The sequence below is a fragment of the Streptomyces sp. NPDC046876 genome (assembly GCF_040645035.1).
In the GTDB taxonomy this organism is placed as follows: domain Bacteria; phylum Actinomycetota; class Actinomycetes; order Streptomycetales; family Streptomycetaceae; genus Streptomyces.
The window spans coordinates 38,844-54,291 of record NZ_JBEYXK010000044.1 but is presented as its reverse complement, the minus strand read 5'-3'; the positions used below and the strand labels follow the sequence as shown (position 1 = coordinate 54,291).

General features: G+C 70.7%; 18 protein-coding genes. 13 read left to right on the top strand and 5 right to left on the bottom strand.

Annotated elements, in window-relative coordinates:
* Positions 1-325 precede the first annotated feature (325 nt).
* The 4 genes from rpe (at position 326) to ABZ924_RS22615 (ending at position 3,064) form a co-directional block, all read left to right on the top strand.
* Positions 326-1,012 (top strand): ribulose-phosphate 3-epimerase, encoded by a 687-nt coding sequence (gene rpe / locus ABZ924_RS22630; protein WP_361912576.1) that lies wholly within the window; start codon positions 326-328, stop codon positions 1,010-1,012.
* Between the two features lie 152 nt (positions 1,013-1,164).
* Positions 1,165-2,178: a sugar-binding domain-containing protein gene (locus ABZ924_RS22625; RefSeq protein ID WP_361912582.1), complete on the top strand. Its 1,014-nt coding sequence runs from the start codon at positions 1,165-1,167 to the stop codon at positions 2,176-2,178.
* 68 nt (positions 2,179-2,246) lie between these two features.
* Positions 2,247-2,702, top strand: coding sequence for a ribonuclease domain-containing protein (locus ABZ924_RS22620; protein WP_361912573.1), 456 nt, complete (start codon positions 2,247-2,249; stop codon positions 2,700-2,702).
* Positions 2,699-3,064 carry a barstar family protein gene (locus ABZ924_RS22615; protein WP_361912571.1) on the top strand — a complete coding sequence of 122 codons (366 nt, stop codon included), beginning with the start codon at positions 2,699-2,701 and terminating at the stop codon, positions 3,062-3,064. The genes ABZ924_RS22620 and ABZ924_RS22615 overlap by 4 nt, the downstream gene beginning before the upstream one ends.
* Before the next feature lie 120 nt (positions 3,065-3,184).
* On the opposite strand, the gene ABZ924_RS22610 is transcribed toward ABZ924_RS22615, so the two are convergent.
* The 5 genes from ABZ924_RS22610 to ABZ924_RS22590 all read right to left on the bottom strand — a co-directional run bounded on the left by ABZ924_RS22610 (position 3,185) and on the right by ABZ924_RS22590 (position 6,751).
* Positions 3,185-3,670 (bottom strand): group II truncated hemoglobin, encoded by a 486-nt coding sequence (locus ABZ924_RS22610; RefSeq protein WP_361912568.1) that lies wholly within the window; start codon positions 3,668-3,670, stop codon positions 3,185-3,187.
* Positions 3,667-4,002: an antibiotic biosynthesis monooxygenase family protein gene (locus ABZ924_RS22605; RefSeq protein ID WP_361912566.1), complete on the bottom strand. Its 336-nt coding sequence runs from the start codon at positions 4,000-4,002 to the stop codon at positions 3,667-3,669. The genes ABZ924_RS22610 and ABZ924_RS22605 overlap by 4 nt, the downstream gene beginning before the upstream one ends.
* Positions 4,003-4,080: 78 nt before the next feature.
* A complete protein-coding gene (locus tag ABZ924_RS22600) occupies positions 4,081-4,581 on the bottom strand; it encodes a hypothetical protein (protein WP_361912563.1) in 501 nt (166 codons plus the stop codon).
* Positions 4,582-4,700: 119 nt separating this feature from the next.
* Positions 4,701-6,485 carry an FAD-dependent oxidoreductase gene (locus ABZ924_RS22595; protein WP_361912561.1) on the bottom strand — a complete coding sequence of 595 codons (1,785 nt, stop codon included), beginning with the start codon at positions 6,483-6,485 and terminating at the stop codon, positions 4,701-4,703.
* Positions 6,482-6,751, bottom strand: a complete 270-nt coding sequence (locus ABZ924_RS22590) for a UBP-type zinc finger domain-containing protein (RefSeq protein WP_361912558.1) — start codon at positions 6,749-6,751, stop codon at positions 6,482-6,484. The genes ABZ924_RS22595 and ABZ924_RS22590 overlap by 4 nt, the downstream gene beginning before the upstream one ends.
* Positions 6,752-7,031: 280 nt before the next feature.
* Between ABZ924_RS22590 and ABZ924_RS22585 the strand changes: the two genes are divergently transcribed.
* The 9 genes from ABZ924_RS22585 to ABZ924_RS22545 all read left to right on the top strand — a co-directional run bounded on the left by ABZ924_RS22585 (position 7,032) and on the right by ABZ924_RS22545 (position 15,418).
* Positions 7,032-7,856 carry a type 1 glutamine amidotransferase domain-containing protein gene (locus ABZ924_RS22585; protein WP_361912555.1) on the top strand — a complete coding sequence of 275 codons (825 nt, stop codon included), beginning with the start codon at positions 7,032-7,034 and terminating at the stop codon, positions 7,854-7,856.
* Between the two features lie 42 nt (positions 7,857-7,898).
* Positions 7,899-9,542, top strand: coding sequence for a thiamine pyrophosphate-binding protein (locus ABZ924_RS22580; protein WP_361912552.1), 1,644 nt, complete (start codon positions 7,899-7,901; stop codon positions 9,540-9,542).
* 44 nt (positions 9,543-9,586) lie between these two features.
* Positions 9,587-10,021, top strand: a complete 435-nt coding sequence (locus ABZ924_RS22575) for a nuclear transport factor 2 family protein (RefSeq protein WP_361912551.1) — start codon at positions 9,587-9,589, stop codon at positions 10,019-10,021.
* A gap of 73 nt (positions 10,022-10,094) precedes the next feature.
* Positions 10,095-10,550 carry a nuclear transport factor 2 family protein gene (locus ABZ924_RS22570; protein ID WP_361912548.1) on the top strand — a complete coding sequence of 152 codons (456 nt, stop codon included), beginning with the start codon at positions 10,095-10,097 and terminating at the stop codon, positions 10,548-10,550.
* A 13-nt stretch (positions 10,551-10,563) separates the two neighbouring features.
* Entirely contained in the window at positions 10,564-10,944 is a 381-nt protein-coding gene (locus tag ABZ924_RS22565; RefSeq protein ID WP_361912545.1) for a nuclear transport factor 2 family protein, read from the top strand.
* Between the two features lie 12 nt (positions 10,945-10,956).
* Positions 10,957-12,561 carry a GMC oxidoreductase gene (locus ABZ924_RS22560; protein ID WP_361912542.1) on the top strand — a complete coding sequence of 535 codons (1,605 nt, stop codon included), beginning with the start codon at positions 10,957-10,959 and terminating at the stop codon, positions 12,559-12,561.
* Positions 12,554-13,165 carry a DJ-1/PfpI family protein gene (locus ABZ924_RS22555; RefSeq protein WP_361912539.1) on the top strand — a complete coding sequence of 204 codons (612 nt, stop codon included), beginning with the start codon at positions 12,554-12,556 and terminating at the stop codon, positions 13,163-13,165. Before ABZ924_RS22560 ends, ABZ924_RS22555 begins: the two co-directional genes overlap by 8 nt.
* On the top strand, positions 13,165-13,596 hold the full coding sequence (locus tag ABZ924_RS22550) for a VOC family protein (RefSeq protein ID WP_361912536.1): 432 nt from the start codon (positions 13,165-13,167) through the stop codon (positions 13,594-13,596). Before ABZ924_RS22555 ends, ABZ924_RS22550 begins: the two co-directional genes overlap by 1 nt.
* Position 13,597: 1 nt before the next feature.
* Positions 13,598-15,418, top strand: a complete 1,821-nt coding sequence (locus ABZ924_RS22545; protein WP_361912533.1) for an AGE family epimerase/isomerase — start codon at positions 13,598-13,600, stop codon at positions 15,416-15,418.
* Positions 15,419-15,448 lie beyond the last annotated feature (30 nt).

Sequence of the window (15,448 nt, the reverse complement as noted above, 5' to 3'; positions counted from 1 at the left end):
CTCTTTGGCATTTCGGTTCGCGCCGGCCTGTCAAGGGTGGCCGAAGGCCATCGCGAAGCGACGCGACGAGGGAGCGCCCTTGACGGGCCGGCGCGAACCGAAAGGACAATGGGCGGCCGGGACGCCCCCGGACACCCACCGACCCCGCCCCACCGTGACCCCGTTCCCACGAGGCGCCGACCAGCTCTTCAGGCCCACGCCAGGGAATGCGGATGATCTCGAAGCGCAGGTTAATTGTTCTTCGGTGATTGTTTAGTAGTGCTACTTCTGAGGCCAGATACGGGGTCGTGGCCAGAAGTGCGCGGCGGCATGGCAGGCTTGGGGCATGGCCGCTCAGATTTCTCCCAGCATCCTGTCCGCCGACTTCGCCCGTCTCGCCGAGGAGGCGAAGGCCGTCGAGGGCGCCGACTGGCTGCATGTCGACGTCATGGACAACCATTTCGTCCCGAACCTCACCCTCGGTATGCCCGTCGTGGAGTCCCTGAGCAGGGCCACCGACACGCCGCTGGATCTGCACCTGATGATCGCGGACCCGGACCGCTGGGCCCCGCAGTACATCGAGGCCGGCGCCGGATCCGTCACCTTCCACGCCGAGGCCGCCGCCGCGCCGGTGCGGCTCGCGCGGGAGATCCGGGCCAAGGGCGCCCGCGCGGCCATGGCACTCAAGCCGGCGACGCCGATCGAGCAGTACGAGGACATCCTCCCCGAGCTCGACATGGTGCTGATCATGACGGTCGAGCCGGGCTTCGGCGGCCAGCCCTTTCTCGACATCATGCTCCCCAAGATCCGCCGGACCCGGGAGCTGATCGCCAAGCACGGCCTGGACCTGTGGCTCCAGGTCGACGGCGGGGTCTCGGCCACCACGATCGAGCGGTGCGCCGAGGCCGGCGCGGACGTGTTCGTCGCGGGCAGCGCGGTGTACGGGGCGGTCGACCCGGCCACTGCCGTCCGTACGCTGCGCGAGCAGGCGGACGTGGCGATCGCCGCGGCGCCCTGGGTCTGCGACCACTGAGAGCACCGAGGCAACCACGCCAGACGAGGCTTGGAGGACAGGTCGGTGAACGGCAGCTGTCCAGGCTGATCAACGGCCGTTGGATCTGACAGGATGAACGACGAGTCGAGAGTGTGAACAGCAGTAGCAGTGAGGAGAGCGCGGTGTCGGCAATGTCGGCGGGACGGTCAGCCCTGCGGATGGGACCCGCGGAGCTGGTGCAGGCGGCGGCCATGGCCCGCCGCTTCTACCTGGAGGGCAAGTCCAAGATCCAGATCGCCGAGGAGTTCGGCGTGAGCCGCTTCAAGGTGGCCCGGGTCCTGGAGACCGCCCTCGAGCGCGACCTCGTGCGGATCGAGATCCGGGTGCCGGCCGAGCTGGACGCGGAGCGCTCCGACGCGCTCCGCGCCCGGTACGGGCTGCGGCACGCGGTCGTCGTCGAGTCCCCCGCCGACACGAGCGAGGACGCCCCGGACCCGGAGAACCTCGGCGCGGTCGCGGCCGACCTCCTCGGCGAGCTCGTCAGCGAGGGCGACGTGCTCGGCCTGGCCTGGGGGCGGTCCACCATCCACATGGCCGCCTCGCTGCACCGGCTCCCGCAGTGCACCGTCGTGCAGCTGACCGGCGTGTACGACGCCGGCACCGCCGAGCGCGGCTCGGTGGAGGCCGTGCGCCGCGCCGCACAGGTCTCGGGCGGCGACGCGCACCCCATCTACGCCCCGATGCTGCTGCCCGACCCGGCCACCGCGGCCGCGCTGCGCAACCAGACCGGGATCGCGCGGGCCTTCGAGTACTTCGACAAGGTGACCGTCGCGGCGGTGTCCATCGGCTCCTGGGAGCCGGGTATCTCCACCGTCCACGACATGCTGACCGACGAGGAGCGGGCGCACTACGCCTCGCTCGGCGTCGCGGCCGAGATGTCCGCGCACCTCTTCGACAAGGACGGCCGCCGGGTCGGGCGGGACCTCGGCGAGCGCTGCATCACCGTCGAGGCGGACCGGCTGCGCCGCATCCCGGAGGTCGTGGCGATCGCGGGCGGGCTGCGCAAGGCGGCGGCGATCGGCGCGGTGCTGCGCTCGGGCCTGGTCACCAGCCTGGTCACGGACACGGCGGTGGCGGACTATCTGCTGACCGAGTCGGAGCCCGGTCTGCGGCCCGCGCTGGACCGCGCCGACCCGGACGAGTGACCGGGATCGCTGCCGGTCCCTCGGCCGTGTGATTCGCCGGCGTATCGGATGTTTGGCACGATCGGTGCATGATCGTGCGGAACGCACCCCGGGCCCGGTTGCTGCTGCGCCTGCTCGGGGCGGTGTTCCTCTGCGTCGCACTGGTCGCGACGGCCGGCGGCTGTGGCGGCTCCGGGGCCCGGTCCGGGGGAACCTCCCCGTCCGCGCTCCCGTCCGCGCCGGTGTCCGCGCCCGCCTGGGCGAAGGGCATGGCGACCGTACGGGCCGACGCGCTGCCGCCGCAGGCGCGCGAGGTGCTGAAGCTCATCGACAAGGGCGGGCCGTACCCCTACCGGCAGGACGGGACCGTGTTCGGGAACTTCGAGAAGGCGCTGCCGCAGCAGAAGCGCGGCTACTACCACGAGTTCACGGTGAAGACGCCGGGGGAGCGCGACCGCGGGGCCCGGCGGATCGTGACCGGCCAGGGCGGGGAGTTCTACTACACCGACGACCACTACGACAGCTTCAAGGCGGTGCTGCGATGACCCTCGATCCGCAGCCGCTCGCCCCGGCCCTGGCCGCCGCCGAGCTGGCCGGCTGGGCGACCGTACGGGTCGATCTCGACGGCGTACGCGACAAGGCCGGGCTGATGCGCCGCTGGGAGGCGGCGCTGCGGCTGCCCGACTGGTTCGGGCGGAACTGGGACGCGCTGGCCGACGCGCTGATCGACCTGTCGTGGCTGCCGCCGGCGCCGGGCCGGCTGCTCGCCGTGACCTCGTGGCGGGGCTACGCCGCGGCGCGGCCCGCCGACTGGGAGACGCTGCGGGAGGTGCTCCAGGAGGCCGTGGCGTACTGGCGGGAGGCCGAGGACGGGGCCCTGGAGGTACTGCTCGCCGACGCGCCGTGACGGGGGCGGGGCCGTTCCCCCGCCCCCGTCACGGGGCCGTTCTTCCGCACGGCCGTTTCGAGCCGTGCAGCCCGTGCAGCCGTACAGCAGTGCGTCGTGCCGCTGCCGCCGTTCGACAGGTCAGCTCTTCGGGATCCACGGAGGGGTCTGGCCCCAGGACCAGATCGGGATCTTGGCCGCGTCGACCGGGGGCGGGTTGGGCCCCGAGTAGATCAGGGCCATCCGGGTGCCCCACTCGATGTAGTACGCGAAGACCGCGCGGAATTCGGGGTCGGTGGGCAGGCCGACCTCGTCGGCCGTGTCCATGAGCAGGTCCACCCAGCGGCGGCGCTGCTCCTCGGTGATGCCCCGGCCCAGGTGCTTGGTGGCCATGTGCTGGTGGCCGCCGTGGTGGGCGGTGTAGTCGGCCGGTCCGCCGAAGACCTCCGACAGCCAGACCGCGACGTGCCGGGGATGCTCCTTGTCCATGCCCGCGAAGACGGGGGCCAGGATCTCGTCCTGCAGGGCGTGGTCGTAGAACGCGACCGTGAGGCGGTGCATAGCCTCGGCTCCGCCCATCCACTCGTAGATGGTCGGAGTGGTTCCGGGTGTGGTGCTGCTGCTCATGACTGGGGTGCGGCCTTTCCGGGGCCGGCCACGTCGGTGACGCGGTAGTGCTGCATCTCCTCGATGGCCGTGACGTAGGGGCGGATCGCGCTGAAGAAGGCCGGGAAGTGCTCACCCTTGCGGAAGCCGTTCAGGTGGGCGTCGACCGAGGTCCAGCGGATGCGGAGGACGTAGTGCTCGCGGTCGTTCTCCTCCTCGCAGCGGGCCAGCTCGTAGTCGATGCACTCGGGCGAGGCGGCCAGGGCCTCCGCGGCCTGCCGGTACGACTCCTCGAAGGCCTGCTGGTCGTCCAAGGCGATCCGGTAGCGGATGTATTCGACGGTGGTGGTCATGCTGCGTGCCTCTCCCTGAGTCAGGCGTCGGTCGCGGCCAAGCCTGGCGCGATCATGCCCCGACGTGGGGCCCTTTCGTCATTCCGACGCAGACTTCTGGGAGTCCGTACGGTCGGGGCCCTCCTCCCGCACCGTGCGGACCTTGGCCAGGGAGTCGCGCAGCTCGGTCAGCCACTCGTCCGTGTTGCGGCCGACCAGGCGTACGCACCAGGCGAGGGCGTCGGCCCGGCTGCGGGCCACACCGCCCTCGACCAGGGTGTCGAGGACCTGGCGTTCCGGCTGGCGCAGGCGCGTCATCACCGGTACCGCCAGGTGGGTGAACAGGATGCGGTCGTCCCCGGACTGGACGGCCCACGCGACCTTGCGGCGGTAGAGCTCCTCCGCCTGACGGGCCACCTCGATGCGCTGTTCGCGGGTGCGTTCGCGGAACGCCTTGACGGACTCGTTGGCCGGGAGGGTGCCGACGACCGTGATCTCCTCGCGGTCGACCGCCACCTCGACCAGGGACTCGTAGACGTCCACCGGGAGGCGGTCCGCGAACCAGGTGCGCAGCTGCTCGCTCTGCTCGGATGTAATCATGTAATCAACGTTGCATCCGTTCGCAGCTTGATCGCAAGCAATCCGCGTTCGCTCTGGGCTGCGTTCGCTCTCGGCCCATCGAGCCGTGCCGACTCAGCCCGTCGACCGATACCGGTGGCTCAGCCCATCGAGCGGTACCGGTGGATCAGCGAGACCGCCATCGCCCCCTCTCCCACGCCCGACGCGACCCGCTTGACCGAGTGGGCGCGGACGTCGCCCGCCGCGAAGACGCCCGGGACGCTGGTCTCCAGCGGGTACGGGGCGCGCTCCAGGCTCCATTCCGCGGGCAGTTCACCGCCGTTGGCGATCAGGTCGGAGCCGGTCAGGACGAAGCCGTACTCGTCGCGCTCGACCACGCCCGACAGCCAGTCCGTGTGCGGGCGGGCGCCGATGAAGGTGAACATGAAACGGGCCGGGACCTCCGTGTCCTCGCCGGTGTCGGCGTTGTGCAGGGTGAGCCGTTCCAGGTGCTCGCCGCCGTCGAGGGCGACCACGGTCGTGCGGACCTTCACCTCGATGTTCGGGGTGCGCTCGATCTCGTCGATCAGGTAGCGGGACATGCTGGCGTCCAGCGACTCCGCGCGGACCAGCACCGTGACCCTGGCCGCGTACTTGGCGAAGTGCACCGCCGCCTGCCCGGCCGAGTTCGCGCCGCCCACGATGTAGACGTGCTGCGAGATGCAGGCCGAGCTCTCCGTGGTGGCGGCGCCGTAGTACAGGCCGGCCCCCTCGAAGCGCTCGGCGCCCGGTGCCTGGAGGCGGTTGTACGAGACCCCCGTGGCCAGCAGTACCGTCTCGGCGCTGATCTCCGTGCCGTCCGCCAGCGTCAGGATCTTCGCCGGGTCGTCGCGGGTCAGCGAGACGACCTCCACCGGGTGCAGGATCTCGGCGCCGAACCGGGAGGCCTGGATGGTGGCCCGGCGGGTGAGGTCCCCGCCGGAGAGGCCGGAGGGGAAGCCCAGGTAGTTCTCGATCAGGCTGGAGGTGCCGGCCTGCCCGCCGGGGGCGCGCGAGTCCAGCATCAGCGTGGACAGGCCCTCGGAGGCCGCGTACACACCGGCCGCCAGGCCCGCGGGACCGGCTCCGACGATCACGCACTCGTAGTGCGGGCGGGAGGCGGTGGTGGCCAGGCCCAGGCGCTGGGCGAGCTCGGTGTCGGTGGGGGCGGAGAGCACCGATCCGTCCGGGAAGCGGACGAGGGGCAGCGCGGCGTCGGGCTGGGCCGCGATGAGGGTGAGGGCCTCGGGGTCCCGTTCGACGTTGAGGAAGCGGAACGGCTGGCCGTTGCGGGTGAAGAAGTCGCGGACGGCGTGGGTGCCGGGGGAGACGAGGTGGCCGGCGACGATGATGCCGTCGTAGGCGGGCCGGTAGGTGGCCAGCCAGTCGGACAGCAGGTCGTCCAGGACCGGGAAGAGCCGCTCGTGGGGCGGGTCCCACGGCTTGAGCAGGTAGTAGTCCAGCCGGACCCGGTTGATGGCCGTGATCGCCGCGTCGGTCTCCGCGTACGCCGTGAGCAGCACGCGGCGGGCGTCGGGGAAGCGGCTGACGGCCTCGAGGAGGAACTCGACGCCGGTGACGTCGGGCATCCGCTGGTCCACGAGGAACAGCGCCGGGTCGTGGCCGCGCTCGTCGAGGGAGTCGAGGATCTTCAGGGCGTCGGCGGCCGAGGAGGCGCCGAGCACCCGGTAGCGGTCGCCGTAGGCGCTGCGCAGGTCCCGGCGGACGGCCCGCAGCACCTGCGGGTCGTCGTCCACGGCCAGGATGACGGGCTTGCGGCTCTCCGGGCGCTCGGCAGTGGCCGCGCCGGTGGTGGCGGCCGTGGCAGCAGGGGTGCCCGCGGCGGTGGCCGTCGTGGCGGTGGCCGTCGCGGCGCCGGCGGAGGCGCTCTCGGGGGCCGCGCTCATGCCGCTTCCAGCATCAGCTTGTCGGCATAGCACCAGGCCCACGTCTCACCGGGCTCGTGCGAGGCCGCGATCGGGTGGTCGGTGGTGCGGAAGTGCCGGGTGGCGTGGCGGTTCTTGGAGGAGTCGCAGCATCCGACGTGCCCGCAGGACAGGCACATCCGCAGGTGCACCCAGGTGTCGCCGAGGGCGAGGCACTCCTCGCAGCCCTCGGTGCCCGGCTCCACCGGGCGTATCTGATCGAGATGTGTGCACAACAGGTCCGTCATCGTCCCCGTCCCTCTCCTCGTCTGCGCGCGATCGTCCTCCGCGCGCCCGTGGTTCACGGCGCGTCCAGACCATAGGCGGGAGGTACGCGAATGGTTCAGCGATTCGGCCGAGGTCAGGAAGTCCCGCGGCTACTTCGTGACGTCCGCGGGCGACTAGGTGAGGTGGCCCGAGAAGGAGCCGTTCTACCTCACGAAGTCGCACACGGGCGCTTTGACGCTCGAGCCGCGCACAAGCAGTGTGGTGGACGCAAACGACAACAGGCGGCGCCTGGAGGAATCCGTGAGCAGAAAGATTCTGGTCATTGTCTCCGAACACGGTTACTGGGCCGAGGAACTGATAGGGCCGGTGTCGAAGTTCGACGAGCGCGGCTACGAGGTCGTATTCGCCACGCCGACCGGAAAGCGCGCGCACGCACTTCCGCCGAGCCTCGACGCGGACTTCATCGACCCCCCGCTGGGCCGCTCGGTCACCACCGAGGAGAACGCCCGGCTGGGCCGCGAGTTCGAGCAGTCGAGCCGGCTGGACTCGCCGCTCGACATCGAGGCCTGGGTGCCCGAGCGCCCGTACACGAGCGACGAGGGCTACCTGCGCAAGCTGGAGCAGTACCACCGCGACCTGGAGAAGCTCGAGTCGGACATCGCCGACTACGACGCGATCCTCATCGTCGGCGGCAGCGGCCCCATCGTGGACCTCGCCAACAACGAGCGGGTGCACGCCCTGATCCTGGCCTTCAAGAACGCCGGCAAGGTCGTGGCGGCCGAGTGCTACGGGGTCGCCTGCCTGGCCTTCGCCCGCGACTGGGGCGACCGCCGCAGCATCATCTGGGGCAAGCACGTGACCGGGCACTGCAAGGAGTACGACTACAAGGACGGCACCGGGTTCCTCGGCACCGACTTCAACATGGGTCCGCCGCCGTACCCGCTGGAGTACATCCTGCGCGATGCGACCGGCCCGCGCGGGGCGTACCACGGCAATTTCGGGCACCCGCTGTCGGTGATCGTCGACTACCCGTTCGTGACGGGCCGGTCCACCCCCGACTCGTATCTCACGGGGCAGAAGATCGTGGAAGTCCTGGAGGAAGGCCTCACCCGCTACGGGTGGTGAACCGGGAATCTCCGGAAACTCTTCGGGAAAGAAGGGGAATTCATGGGAGCCACTCCCGGACGGGAAAGGCTGATCGAGCAGTTCAAGGCCGACGGCCTGACGGTGATGTTCGGAAATCCGGGGACCGTGGAGCAGGGATTCCTCGACGCGGTCGACGCTGCGGAGGACTTCCGTTACGTCCTCGCCCTCCAGGAAACCGTGGCCGCCGGCATCGCCGACGGCTACGCCCGGGCCACCGGTGGCGCGGCCCTGCTCCAGCTGCACTCCGGCGTGGGCCTGGGCAACGGCATCGGCATGCTCTACCAGTCGCTGCGCGGCCACACCCCGCTGGTCGTGGTCGCCGGCGACGCCGGGGTCCGCTACGACGCCATGGACGCGCAGATGGCCTGCGACCTGGTGGCGCTGGCCCGGCCGGTCACCAAGTACGCGACCCGGGTCACCGACCCGCGGTCGGTGCTGCGCACCGTGCGCCGGGCGGTGAAGATCGCCCTGACGCCTCCGCGCGGCCCGGTGTTCGTGGCGCTGCCGATGGACGTGCTGGACGAGCTCAACTCCGAGCCGGTCCTGCCCGCCGCCGTCCCGCTCACGGACGTCGCGCCCTCCCCGGCCTCGGTGGGGCGCGCGGCGGAGCTGCTCGCCTCCGCGGAGCGGCCCGTGGTCCTGGTCGGCGACGGGGTGGCGCTCTCCGGGGCGCAGCGCGAACTCGCGGCCGTCGCCGAGCTGCTGGGCGCGGACGTGTACGAGGTGGACTCCTCGGAGGTGAACATCGCGGCCTCGCACCCGCTGCGCCGAGGCCAGACGGGCCACATGTTCGGCCCGCACAGCAAGGAGCTCGTCGCCGGGGCGGACGGCGTGCTGATCGTGGGCACGTACGTCTTCCCGGAGGTGTTCCCCGAGCTGGACAGCCCCTTCCGGGCGGGCGCCAAGGTCGTCCACATCGACCTGAACGCCTACGAGATCGCCAAGAACCACCCGGTCGACCTGGGGCTGGCCGCCGACCCGCGGTACGCGCTGCGCGCGCTGGCCGGCGTACTGGAGGTGCGGCTGAACCCGCAGCAGCGGGCGGCCGCGGCCGCCCGGCTGGACGCCCGAAGCCGGGAGCGGGCCCTGGCGGCTCGCTCCGGCGAGGCGCAGGACGACGGCACGCCGATGGCGGTCTTCCTGCGGACGCTGGCCGAGCGCACCGGCGGGGACCTGATCGTCTTCGACGAGGCGCTGACCACCTCTCCGCTGGTGACCCGGTACCTGCCGCCGGAGCGGCCGGGCGACTACCACCTGACCCGCGGCGGCTCGCTGGGCGTGGGCTTCCCCGGTGCGGTCGGCATCAAGCTGGCCCGCCCGGACCGCCTCGTCGTCGGCTTCGCGGGCGACGGCGGGGCGATGTACACGTACCAGGCGCTGTGGACCGCGGTGCGGCACGGCGTCGACGCCAAGTTCGTGGTGTGCAACAACCGCAAGTACCGGCTGCTGGACGACAACATCGCCCAGTACTGGCGGGAGCGGGACATCCCCGAGCACGGCTTCCCGGGCTCCTTCGACCTGTCCCGTCCGGAGATCGACTTCGCGGGCCTGGCCCGGTCGCTCGGCGCCGACGGGATGCGGGTGGAGAAGCCGGACGAGGCGGTCGCCGCGGTGGGCCGGATGCTGGAGCACCCCGGTCCGTTCCTCGTCGACGTCCACATCTGATCCGACCAGAGCAGTCACCCAGCACACGGACAGGAGGAGACCGCATGCCCGCCGAGCGGCAGCTCACCGAGGACGCGATCCGCACGTTCGCCGAGAACTGGTACGCGGCGCTGGACCGGCACGTGCCGGCCGGCCAGGTGCTCGCCCTGATCACCGAGGACCTGGAGTTCAAGGTCCCCGAGGACACCTTCCTCGGCCGGGAGGGCTTCGGCCGCTGGTACGAGGCGGTCACCAACCGGTTCTTCGACGAGGTGCACACCGTCACCAAGGTGGAGCCGGTCATCGAGGGCGACCGGGCCGTCGTCCGGGTCCTCGTCAACTGGCAGGCGAAGATCTGGGACCCGCCGGCCGCGCGCAGCCAGTGGCTCGGTTTCGACGCCGACCAGACCTGGACGGTCGTGGCCGGCCCGGACGGCCCGCTGATCAAGCAGTACACCGTCAACGAGCTGGCCCCGATGCCCGGTTCCGGGTCCCTGTGAGACGGCTGCCTGCGAGACGGCTGCCCGTGAGACGGCTCCGCACGAGGGCGGACGAGCAAGGAGCGACGAGACCATGACCGAAGTGACACGGGAGCGCGTGGAGGCGGCCTACCGCGCCCTCGGCTCCGGGGACCGGGCCCGCATCCTGGAGTACTACGCGCAGGACCTGCGCTGGCTGGTGCCGGGCAACCACCCGCTGGCCGGCCGGTACGAGGGCCTCGACGCCTTCCTGGAGCTGATGGGGCAGACCCACAAGCTCACGGGCGGCACCTTCCGGATGGACATCGAGGCGGTCATGGTCGGCGAGGACTGCAGCGCCGACGTGTGCCGCAACACCGCCGTGCGGGACGGCGCCGACCCGGCGAGCACGTCCCCGTACGAGCGGATGGACTACCCGGTCTTCCACTTCATGAAGTGGCGGGGCGGCCGGATCGTCGAGGGCCACGACGGCCTCTTCGGGGACTCGGCCAGCGCCTTCAGCCAGTTCTGGGCGCCGTTCGCGCCGGACGGAACCCGCCGGGACCGATAGGGGGAGGAGCGCGATGAGCGCTGTGGACGCACGACAGATCCTTCAGAAGTACTACGAGTATGCGAACGCGGGGGACTGGGACCGCTGGTGCGACCTGTTCGCCGACGACCAGGTCATGGACGAGCAGCTGGCCGGGCACATCGAGGGCCTGGAGACGCTCCGCTCGATGATGAAGGGCATGGGCACCATGTACCGGGTCTTCCGGAACGAGCCCGTGCACTTCCTCGTCGACGGGGAGAAGGCCGCGGCGGTCTCCCACCTCAGCGCCGTCAGCGCCTCGGGCGAGGCGATCGAGGCCGAGGTCATGAACTTCTTCCGGATCGTGGACGGAAAGATCGCCTACATGGCGAACTACCACGACACCGTCCCCTTCCAGGTGCTGAGCCGGGGATGAGGGGGAGACGTGATGGCCGCGGATGAGTACGACTACGTCATCGTCGGCTCCGGCACGGCCGGCAGCGTCCTGGCGAACCGCCTGAGCGAGGACCCGGACGTCACCGTCCTGGTGCTGGAGGCCGGGGGCAACCGGATCCCGCCCGAGGTGGACGACCCCTCGTCCTGGTACAAGCTGCTGGGCGGGCCCGTCGACTGGGGCTACACCTCCGTCCCGCAGCCCGGCCTGGACGGCCGGCGGACGTACGAGCCGCGCGGGAAGGCGCCCGGCGGCAGCAGCAACCTGTACATCATGATGCACATCCGGGGCCACGCCTCGGACTTCGACAACTGGGCCTACCAGGGCGCGGCGGGCTGGGCGTACGAGGACGTGCTGCCGTACTTCGCACTGCTGGAGGGGCAGGAGGACGCAACCGCCCCCACCACCGGCACGAAGGGTCCGCAGCGCATCACCCACGCGGGGCGGCACGGGCCCAACCCGGTGTCGCGGGCCTTCATCGACGCGGCCGTGGAGCTGGGCCACCAGGAGATCGCCGACTTCAACACCGACGGCCCGCGGCGCGGCCTGTTCGGCACCGGCTGGCACCACATCGACGTGGCCGACGGACGCCGCCAGGGCACCCTCGCCGCCTACCTGGAGCCGGCGCTGACCCGCCCGAACCTGACGCTGCGCACCAGCGCCCAGAGCACCCGGCTCCTCTTCGACGGGGACACCTGCACGGGCGTCGAATACGCCCAGCTCGCCCCGCCCGCCCCCTTCCCCGGCCGGACGGTCGCGGACGGGCACAGCACCGCCGCCGGGCCCGGGCTGCACACCGTACGGGCCCGCCGGGAGGTGATCGTGGCGGCCGGGGCGATCGAGTCCCCGAAGCTGCTGCTGCTCTCCGGCATCGGCCACCCGGAGCACCTGCGGGCGCACGGCATCGCCGTCACCGCGGCCGTGCCCGGCGTCGGCGAGAACTTCCACAACCACGTGCTGACCGGGCTGATGGCGGAGGTGACCCAGGAGCTGCCGCCGCCGGCGCAGAACCTGTCGGAGAGCGCGCTGTTCCTCTCCTCACGCCCCGGGCTGCCCGCACCGGACCTGCAGATCGCGTTCGTGCACGTGCCGTTCGACGTGATCGTCGGCAAGGACCACCCGAACACGGTGTCGATCCTGCCGGGCGTCGTACGGCCCGTCTCCCGCGGCTGGATCCGCCTCGCGAGCGCCGACCCGCTGGCCCACCCGCTGATCAACCCGAACTACCTGGGCGACCGGTGGGACCTGGAGCGGATGGTCCAGGGCGTGAAGCTGGCCCGGGAGATCTTCGCGACCTCGGCGTTCTCGCCCTGGTACAAGCAGGAGCTCCAGCCCGGCCCGGGCCTGGCCACCGACGACGAGCTGCGCACGTTCGTGAAGCAGAAGTCGGAGAGCTACCACCACCAGTCCGGCTCCTGCCGGATGGGCATCGACGACCTCGCCGTGGTCGACCCCGAGCTGCGCGTGCACGGCGTGCGCAACCTGCGCGTGGTCGACGCCAGCGTGATGCCGGCGGTGCCGTCGGGCAACTGCCACACCGCGATCGCGATGATCGCCGAGCGCGCCGCGGACTTCCTCAAGGGGGCCAGCCGTGTCTGACACCGTGCTGCGCGAGGGCGCACTCACCGGGACCCGCATCGCGGTCCTGGTCGAGAGCGACTTCTACGAGCCGGAGATCTTCTACTACCAGCGCCGGTTCGCCGAGGAGGGCGCCGAGGTCGACTTCCTGACCCGGCTGTGGGGCAACGACTCCCTCACCTTCAGCGGCCACGAGTACCGGGCGCCGTTCACCGTCTCGAAGTCCCTGGAGGGGCTCGACGACGAGGAGCTGCGCCGGTACGCGGCGATCGTCGTGCCCTCGGGCATGGTCGCCGACCGGCTGCGCTACACCGAGGACGTCGACGTCCTCGCGCCGGCGACGGAGCTGCTGCGCCGGGCGTTCGAGGAGCCGACGGTCCTGAAGGGGATCATCTGCCACGGCATGTGGCTGGCCTCCTCCATCCCGGGCAAGGTCCGCGGCCGCAAGGTGGTCTGCCACAACAACCTGATCGGCGACGTGCGCAACATGGGCGCGCAGTACGTCGACGAGGACGTGGTGGTCGACGGCGACCTGGTCACCGGCCGCACCGGCGCCCACCACCACCTCTTCGCCCGCCGGATCATCGAGCTGCTCGCGGCCGGGCGGGGGCGGAGGGCGGACTGATGCAGCGCATGGTCTGGTCGCACGTGGGCCTGAACTGCCGGGACCAGAAGACCACGGAGGAGTTCTACACCCGCCACTTCGGCTTCACCCGCGCCCGCGTCGTCGACCTCGGCGAGTCGCAGATCGTGTTCCTGCGCAAGGGGGACGCGTACCTGGAGCTCTTCGCCTCGGAAGCCGAACCGGCCCGCCCGGCGCACGACGACGGGCCGGCGGCCCCGGGGCGGATGCGCCACCTGGCCTTTCAGACCGACAGCGTCGACGCCTTCCTGGCCGGGCTGGGCGACGCGGCAGAAGTGACCCTGGGGCCGCTGGACTTCGACGACTTCATCTGCGGCTGGCGGACCGTGTGGGTCCGCGATCCCGACGGGGTGATCGTCGAGGTCAGTCAGGGATTCGAGGACGACCGCTCTCACGACAAGGACGGTGCATGACATGGCGGACGCCGTGAGCTTCTCCTTCTCCGACACCATCGCGGGCTATGTCGGACGCTTCGACTCCGAGGCCCGCCTGCTGCGGCTGAAGACCGCCGACGGCCGTGAGTTCGACGTCTCCCTCGCCTCCGGGCCCAGCGCCGAGCTGGTCCGCAACCTCGACGAGCCCTACATCGACGCCTCCGGGCACATCGACGAGATGCTCTCCCCGGGCCGCTTCCTCTTCGTCTACGGAGTCCACTACCCCGAGCACGGCGGCCGCTTCGACGCCAAGCGCCTGGTCTTCCTGGGCCGCGGCGCGGAGGACTACCGCTTCGAGGAAGCCGGCTGGTGGGTCAGGCAGATCGAGTCCCTCGCCGACTTCTACCGGCGCGCCCAGTTCGGCGACGGACCCGTGGACTTCACCGAGTACCGCACCGAGATCCGTCTCGGCGGCGACAAGACGGCCAGCCACGTCCAGGAGACCGACACCATCTCCCGCCTCGTCTACGGCATGGCCTCGGCCTACCTGCTGACCGGCAAGGACGAGTACCTGGAGGTCGCCGAGCGCGGCACCGAGTACCTGCGCAAGCACATGCGGGTCGTCGACAGCGAAGAGGACGTCGTCTACTGGTACCACGGCATCAGCGTCGACGGCGACAGCGAGCGCAAGCTGTTCACCTCGGAGTTCTCCGACGACTACGACGCGATCCCGATGTACGAGCAGATCTACGCCCTCGCCGGCCCGATCCAGACCTACCGGATCACCGGCGACATCCGGATCAAGAACGACGCCGACGCCACCATCCGGCTGTTCGACAAGTTCTTCCTCGACCGCGAGCAGGGCGGCTACTACTCGCACATCGACCCGATCCTGTTCAGCCCGGACCACGAGTCCCTCGGGGAGAACGCCGAGCGCAAGAACTGGAACTCCGTCGGCGACCACGCGCCCGCCTACCTGATCAACCTGTACCTGGCGACGGGCGAGCAGCGCTACGCCGACTTCCTCGAGTACACGTTCGACACCATCGCGGACAAGTTCCCGGACTACAAGAACAGCCCGTTCGTCCAGGAGCGCTTCTTCCGCGACTGGTCCCACGACACCGGGCACAGCTGGCAGCAGAACCGCGCGGTCGTCGGCCACAACCTGAAGATCGCCTGGAACCTGATGCGGATGAACTCGCTGAAGGCCAAGCCGGCCTACTCCGACCTGGCGAAGAAGATCGGCGAGATCATGCCGCCGGTCGGCTCCGACCGGCAGCGCGGCGGCTGGTACGACGTGGTCGAGCGGGTGAAGGAGGGCGACCAGGAGGCGTACCGTTTCGCCTGGCACGACCGCAAGGCCTGGTGGCAGCAGGAGCAGGCGATCCTCGCCTACCTCATCCTGGGCGGCACCGTCGGCGGCGCGGACTTCCTGAAGGAGGCCCGCCAGGCCGAGGCCTTCTACAACACCTTCTTCCTCGACCACGACGAGGGAGCCGTCTACTTCAACGTGCTGGCCAGCGGGATGCCGTACCTGCTCGGCACCGAGCGGCTCAAGGGCAGCCACTCGATGTCCATGTACCACTCGGCGGAGCTGTGCTACCTGGCCGCCGTCTACAACAACCTGCTCATCAACGGCCGCGAGATGGACTTCCACTTCAAGCCCGACCCGACCAACCTGCCCGAACGCGTGCTGCGCGTCTCGCCCGACCTGCTGCCCGCGGGCTCGGTGCGGATCGCGTCCGTCGAGATCGACGAGAAGCCGTACCGGGACTTCGACGCCGACGGCCTCACCGTCCGGCTCCCCGACGTCCAGGGGCGGGTCAAGGTCAAGGTCCGGCTCCGGCCGGTGACGTCATAGCGCTCAACGGGGGGCGCCCCGACAGAAGGG

Bases quoted from the DNA above. Each gene is read 5' to 3' on its own strand.
- rpe (WP_361912576.1), top strand. From the start codon at position 326: ATGGCCGCTCAGATTTCTCCCAGCATCCTGTCCGCCGACTTCGCCCGT.
- ABZ924_RS22625 (WP_361912582.1), top strand. From the start codon at position 1,165: ATGTCGGCGGGACGGTCAGCCCTGCGGATGGGACCCGCGGAGCTGGTG.
- ABZ924_RS22620 (WP_361912573.1), top strand. From the start codon at position 2,247: ATGATCGTGCGGAACGCACCCCGGGCCCGGTTGCTGCTGCGCCTGCTC.
- ABZ924_RS22615 (WP_361912571.1), top strand. From the start codon at position 2,699: ATGACCCTCGATCCGCAGCCGCTCGCCCCGGCCCTGGCCGCCGCCGAG.
- ABZ924_RS22610 (WP_361912568.1), bottom strand. From the start codon at position 3,670: ATGAGCAGCAGCACCACACCCGGAACCACTCCGACCATCTACGAGTGG.
- ABZ924_RS22605 (WP_361912566.1), bottom strand. From the start codon at position 4,002: ATGACCACCACCGTCGAATACATCCGCTACCGGATCGCCTTGGACGAC.
- ABZ924_RS22600 (WP_361912563.1), bottom strand. From the start codon at position 4,581: ATGATTACATCCGAGCAGAGCGAGCAGCTGCGCACCTGGTTCGCGGAC.
- ABZ924_RS22595 (WP_361912561.1), bottom strand. From the start codon at position 6,485: ATGAGCGCGGCCCCCGAGAGCGCCTCCGCCGGCGCCGCGACGGCCACC.
- ABZ924_RS22590 (WP_361912558.1), bottom strand. From the start codon at position 6,751: ATGACGGACCTGTTGTGCACACATCTCGATCAGATACGCCCGGTGGAG.
- ABZ924_RS22580 (WP_361912552.1), top strand. From the start codon at position 7,899: ATGGGAGCCACTCCCGGACGGGAAAGGCTGATCGAGCAGTTCAAGGCC.
- ABZ924_RS22575 (WP_361912551.1), top strand. From the start codon at position 9,587: ATGCCCGCCGAGCGGCAGCTCACCGAGGACGCGATCCGCACGTTCGCC.
- ABZ924_RS22570 (WP_361912548.1), top strand. From the start codon at position 10,095: ATGACCGAAGTGACACGGGAGCGCGTGGAGGCGGCCTACCGCGCCCTC.
- ABZ924_RS22565 (WP_361912545.1), top strand. From the start codon at position 10,564: ATGAGCGCTGTGGACGCACGACAGATCCTTCAGAAGTACTACGAGTAT.
- ABZ924_RS22560 (WP_361912542.1), top strand. From the start codon at position 10,957: ATGGCCGCGGATGAGTACGACTACGTCATCGTCGGCTCCGGCACGGCC.
- ABZ924_RS22550 (WP_361912536.1), top strand. From the start codon at position 13,165: ATGCAGCGCATGGTCTGGTCGCACGTGGGCCTGAACTGCCGGGACCAG.
- ABZ924_RS22545 (WP_361912533.1), top strand. From the start codon at position 13,598: ATGGCGGACGCCGTGAGCTTCTCCTTCTCCGACACCATCGCGGGCTAT.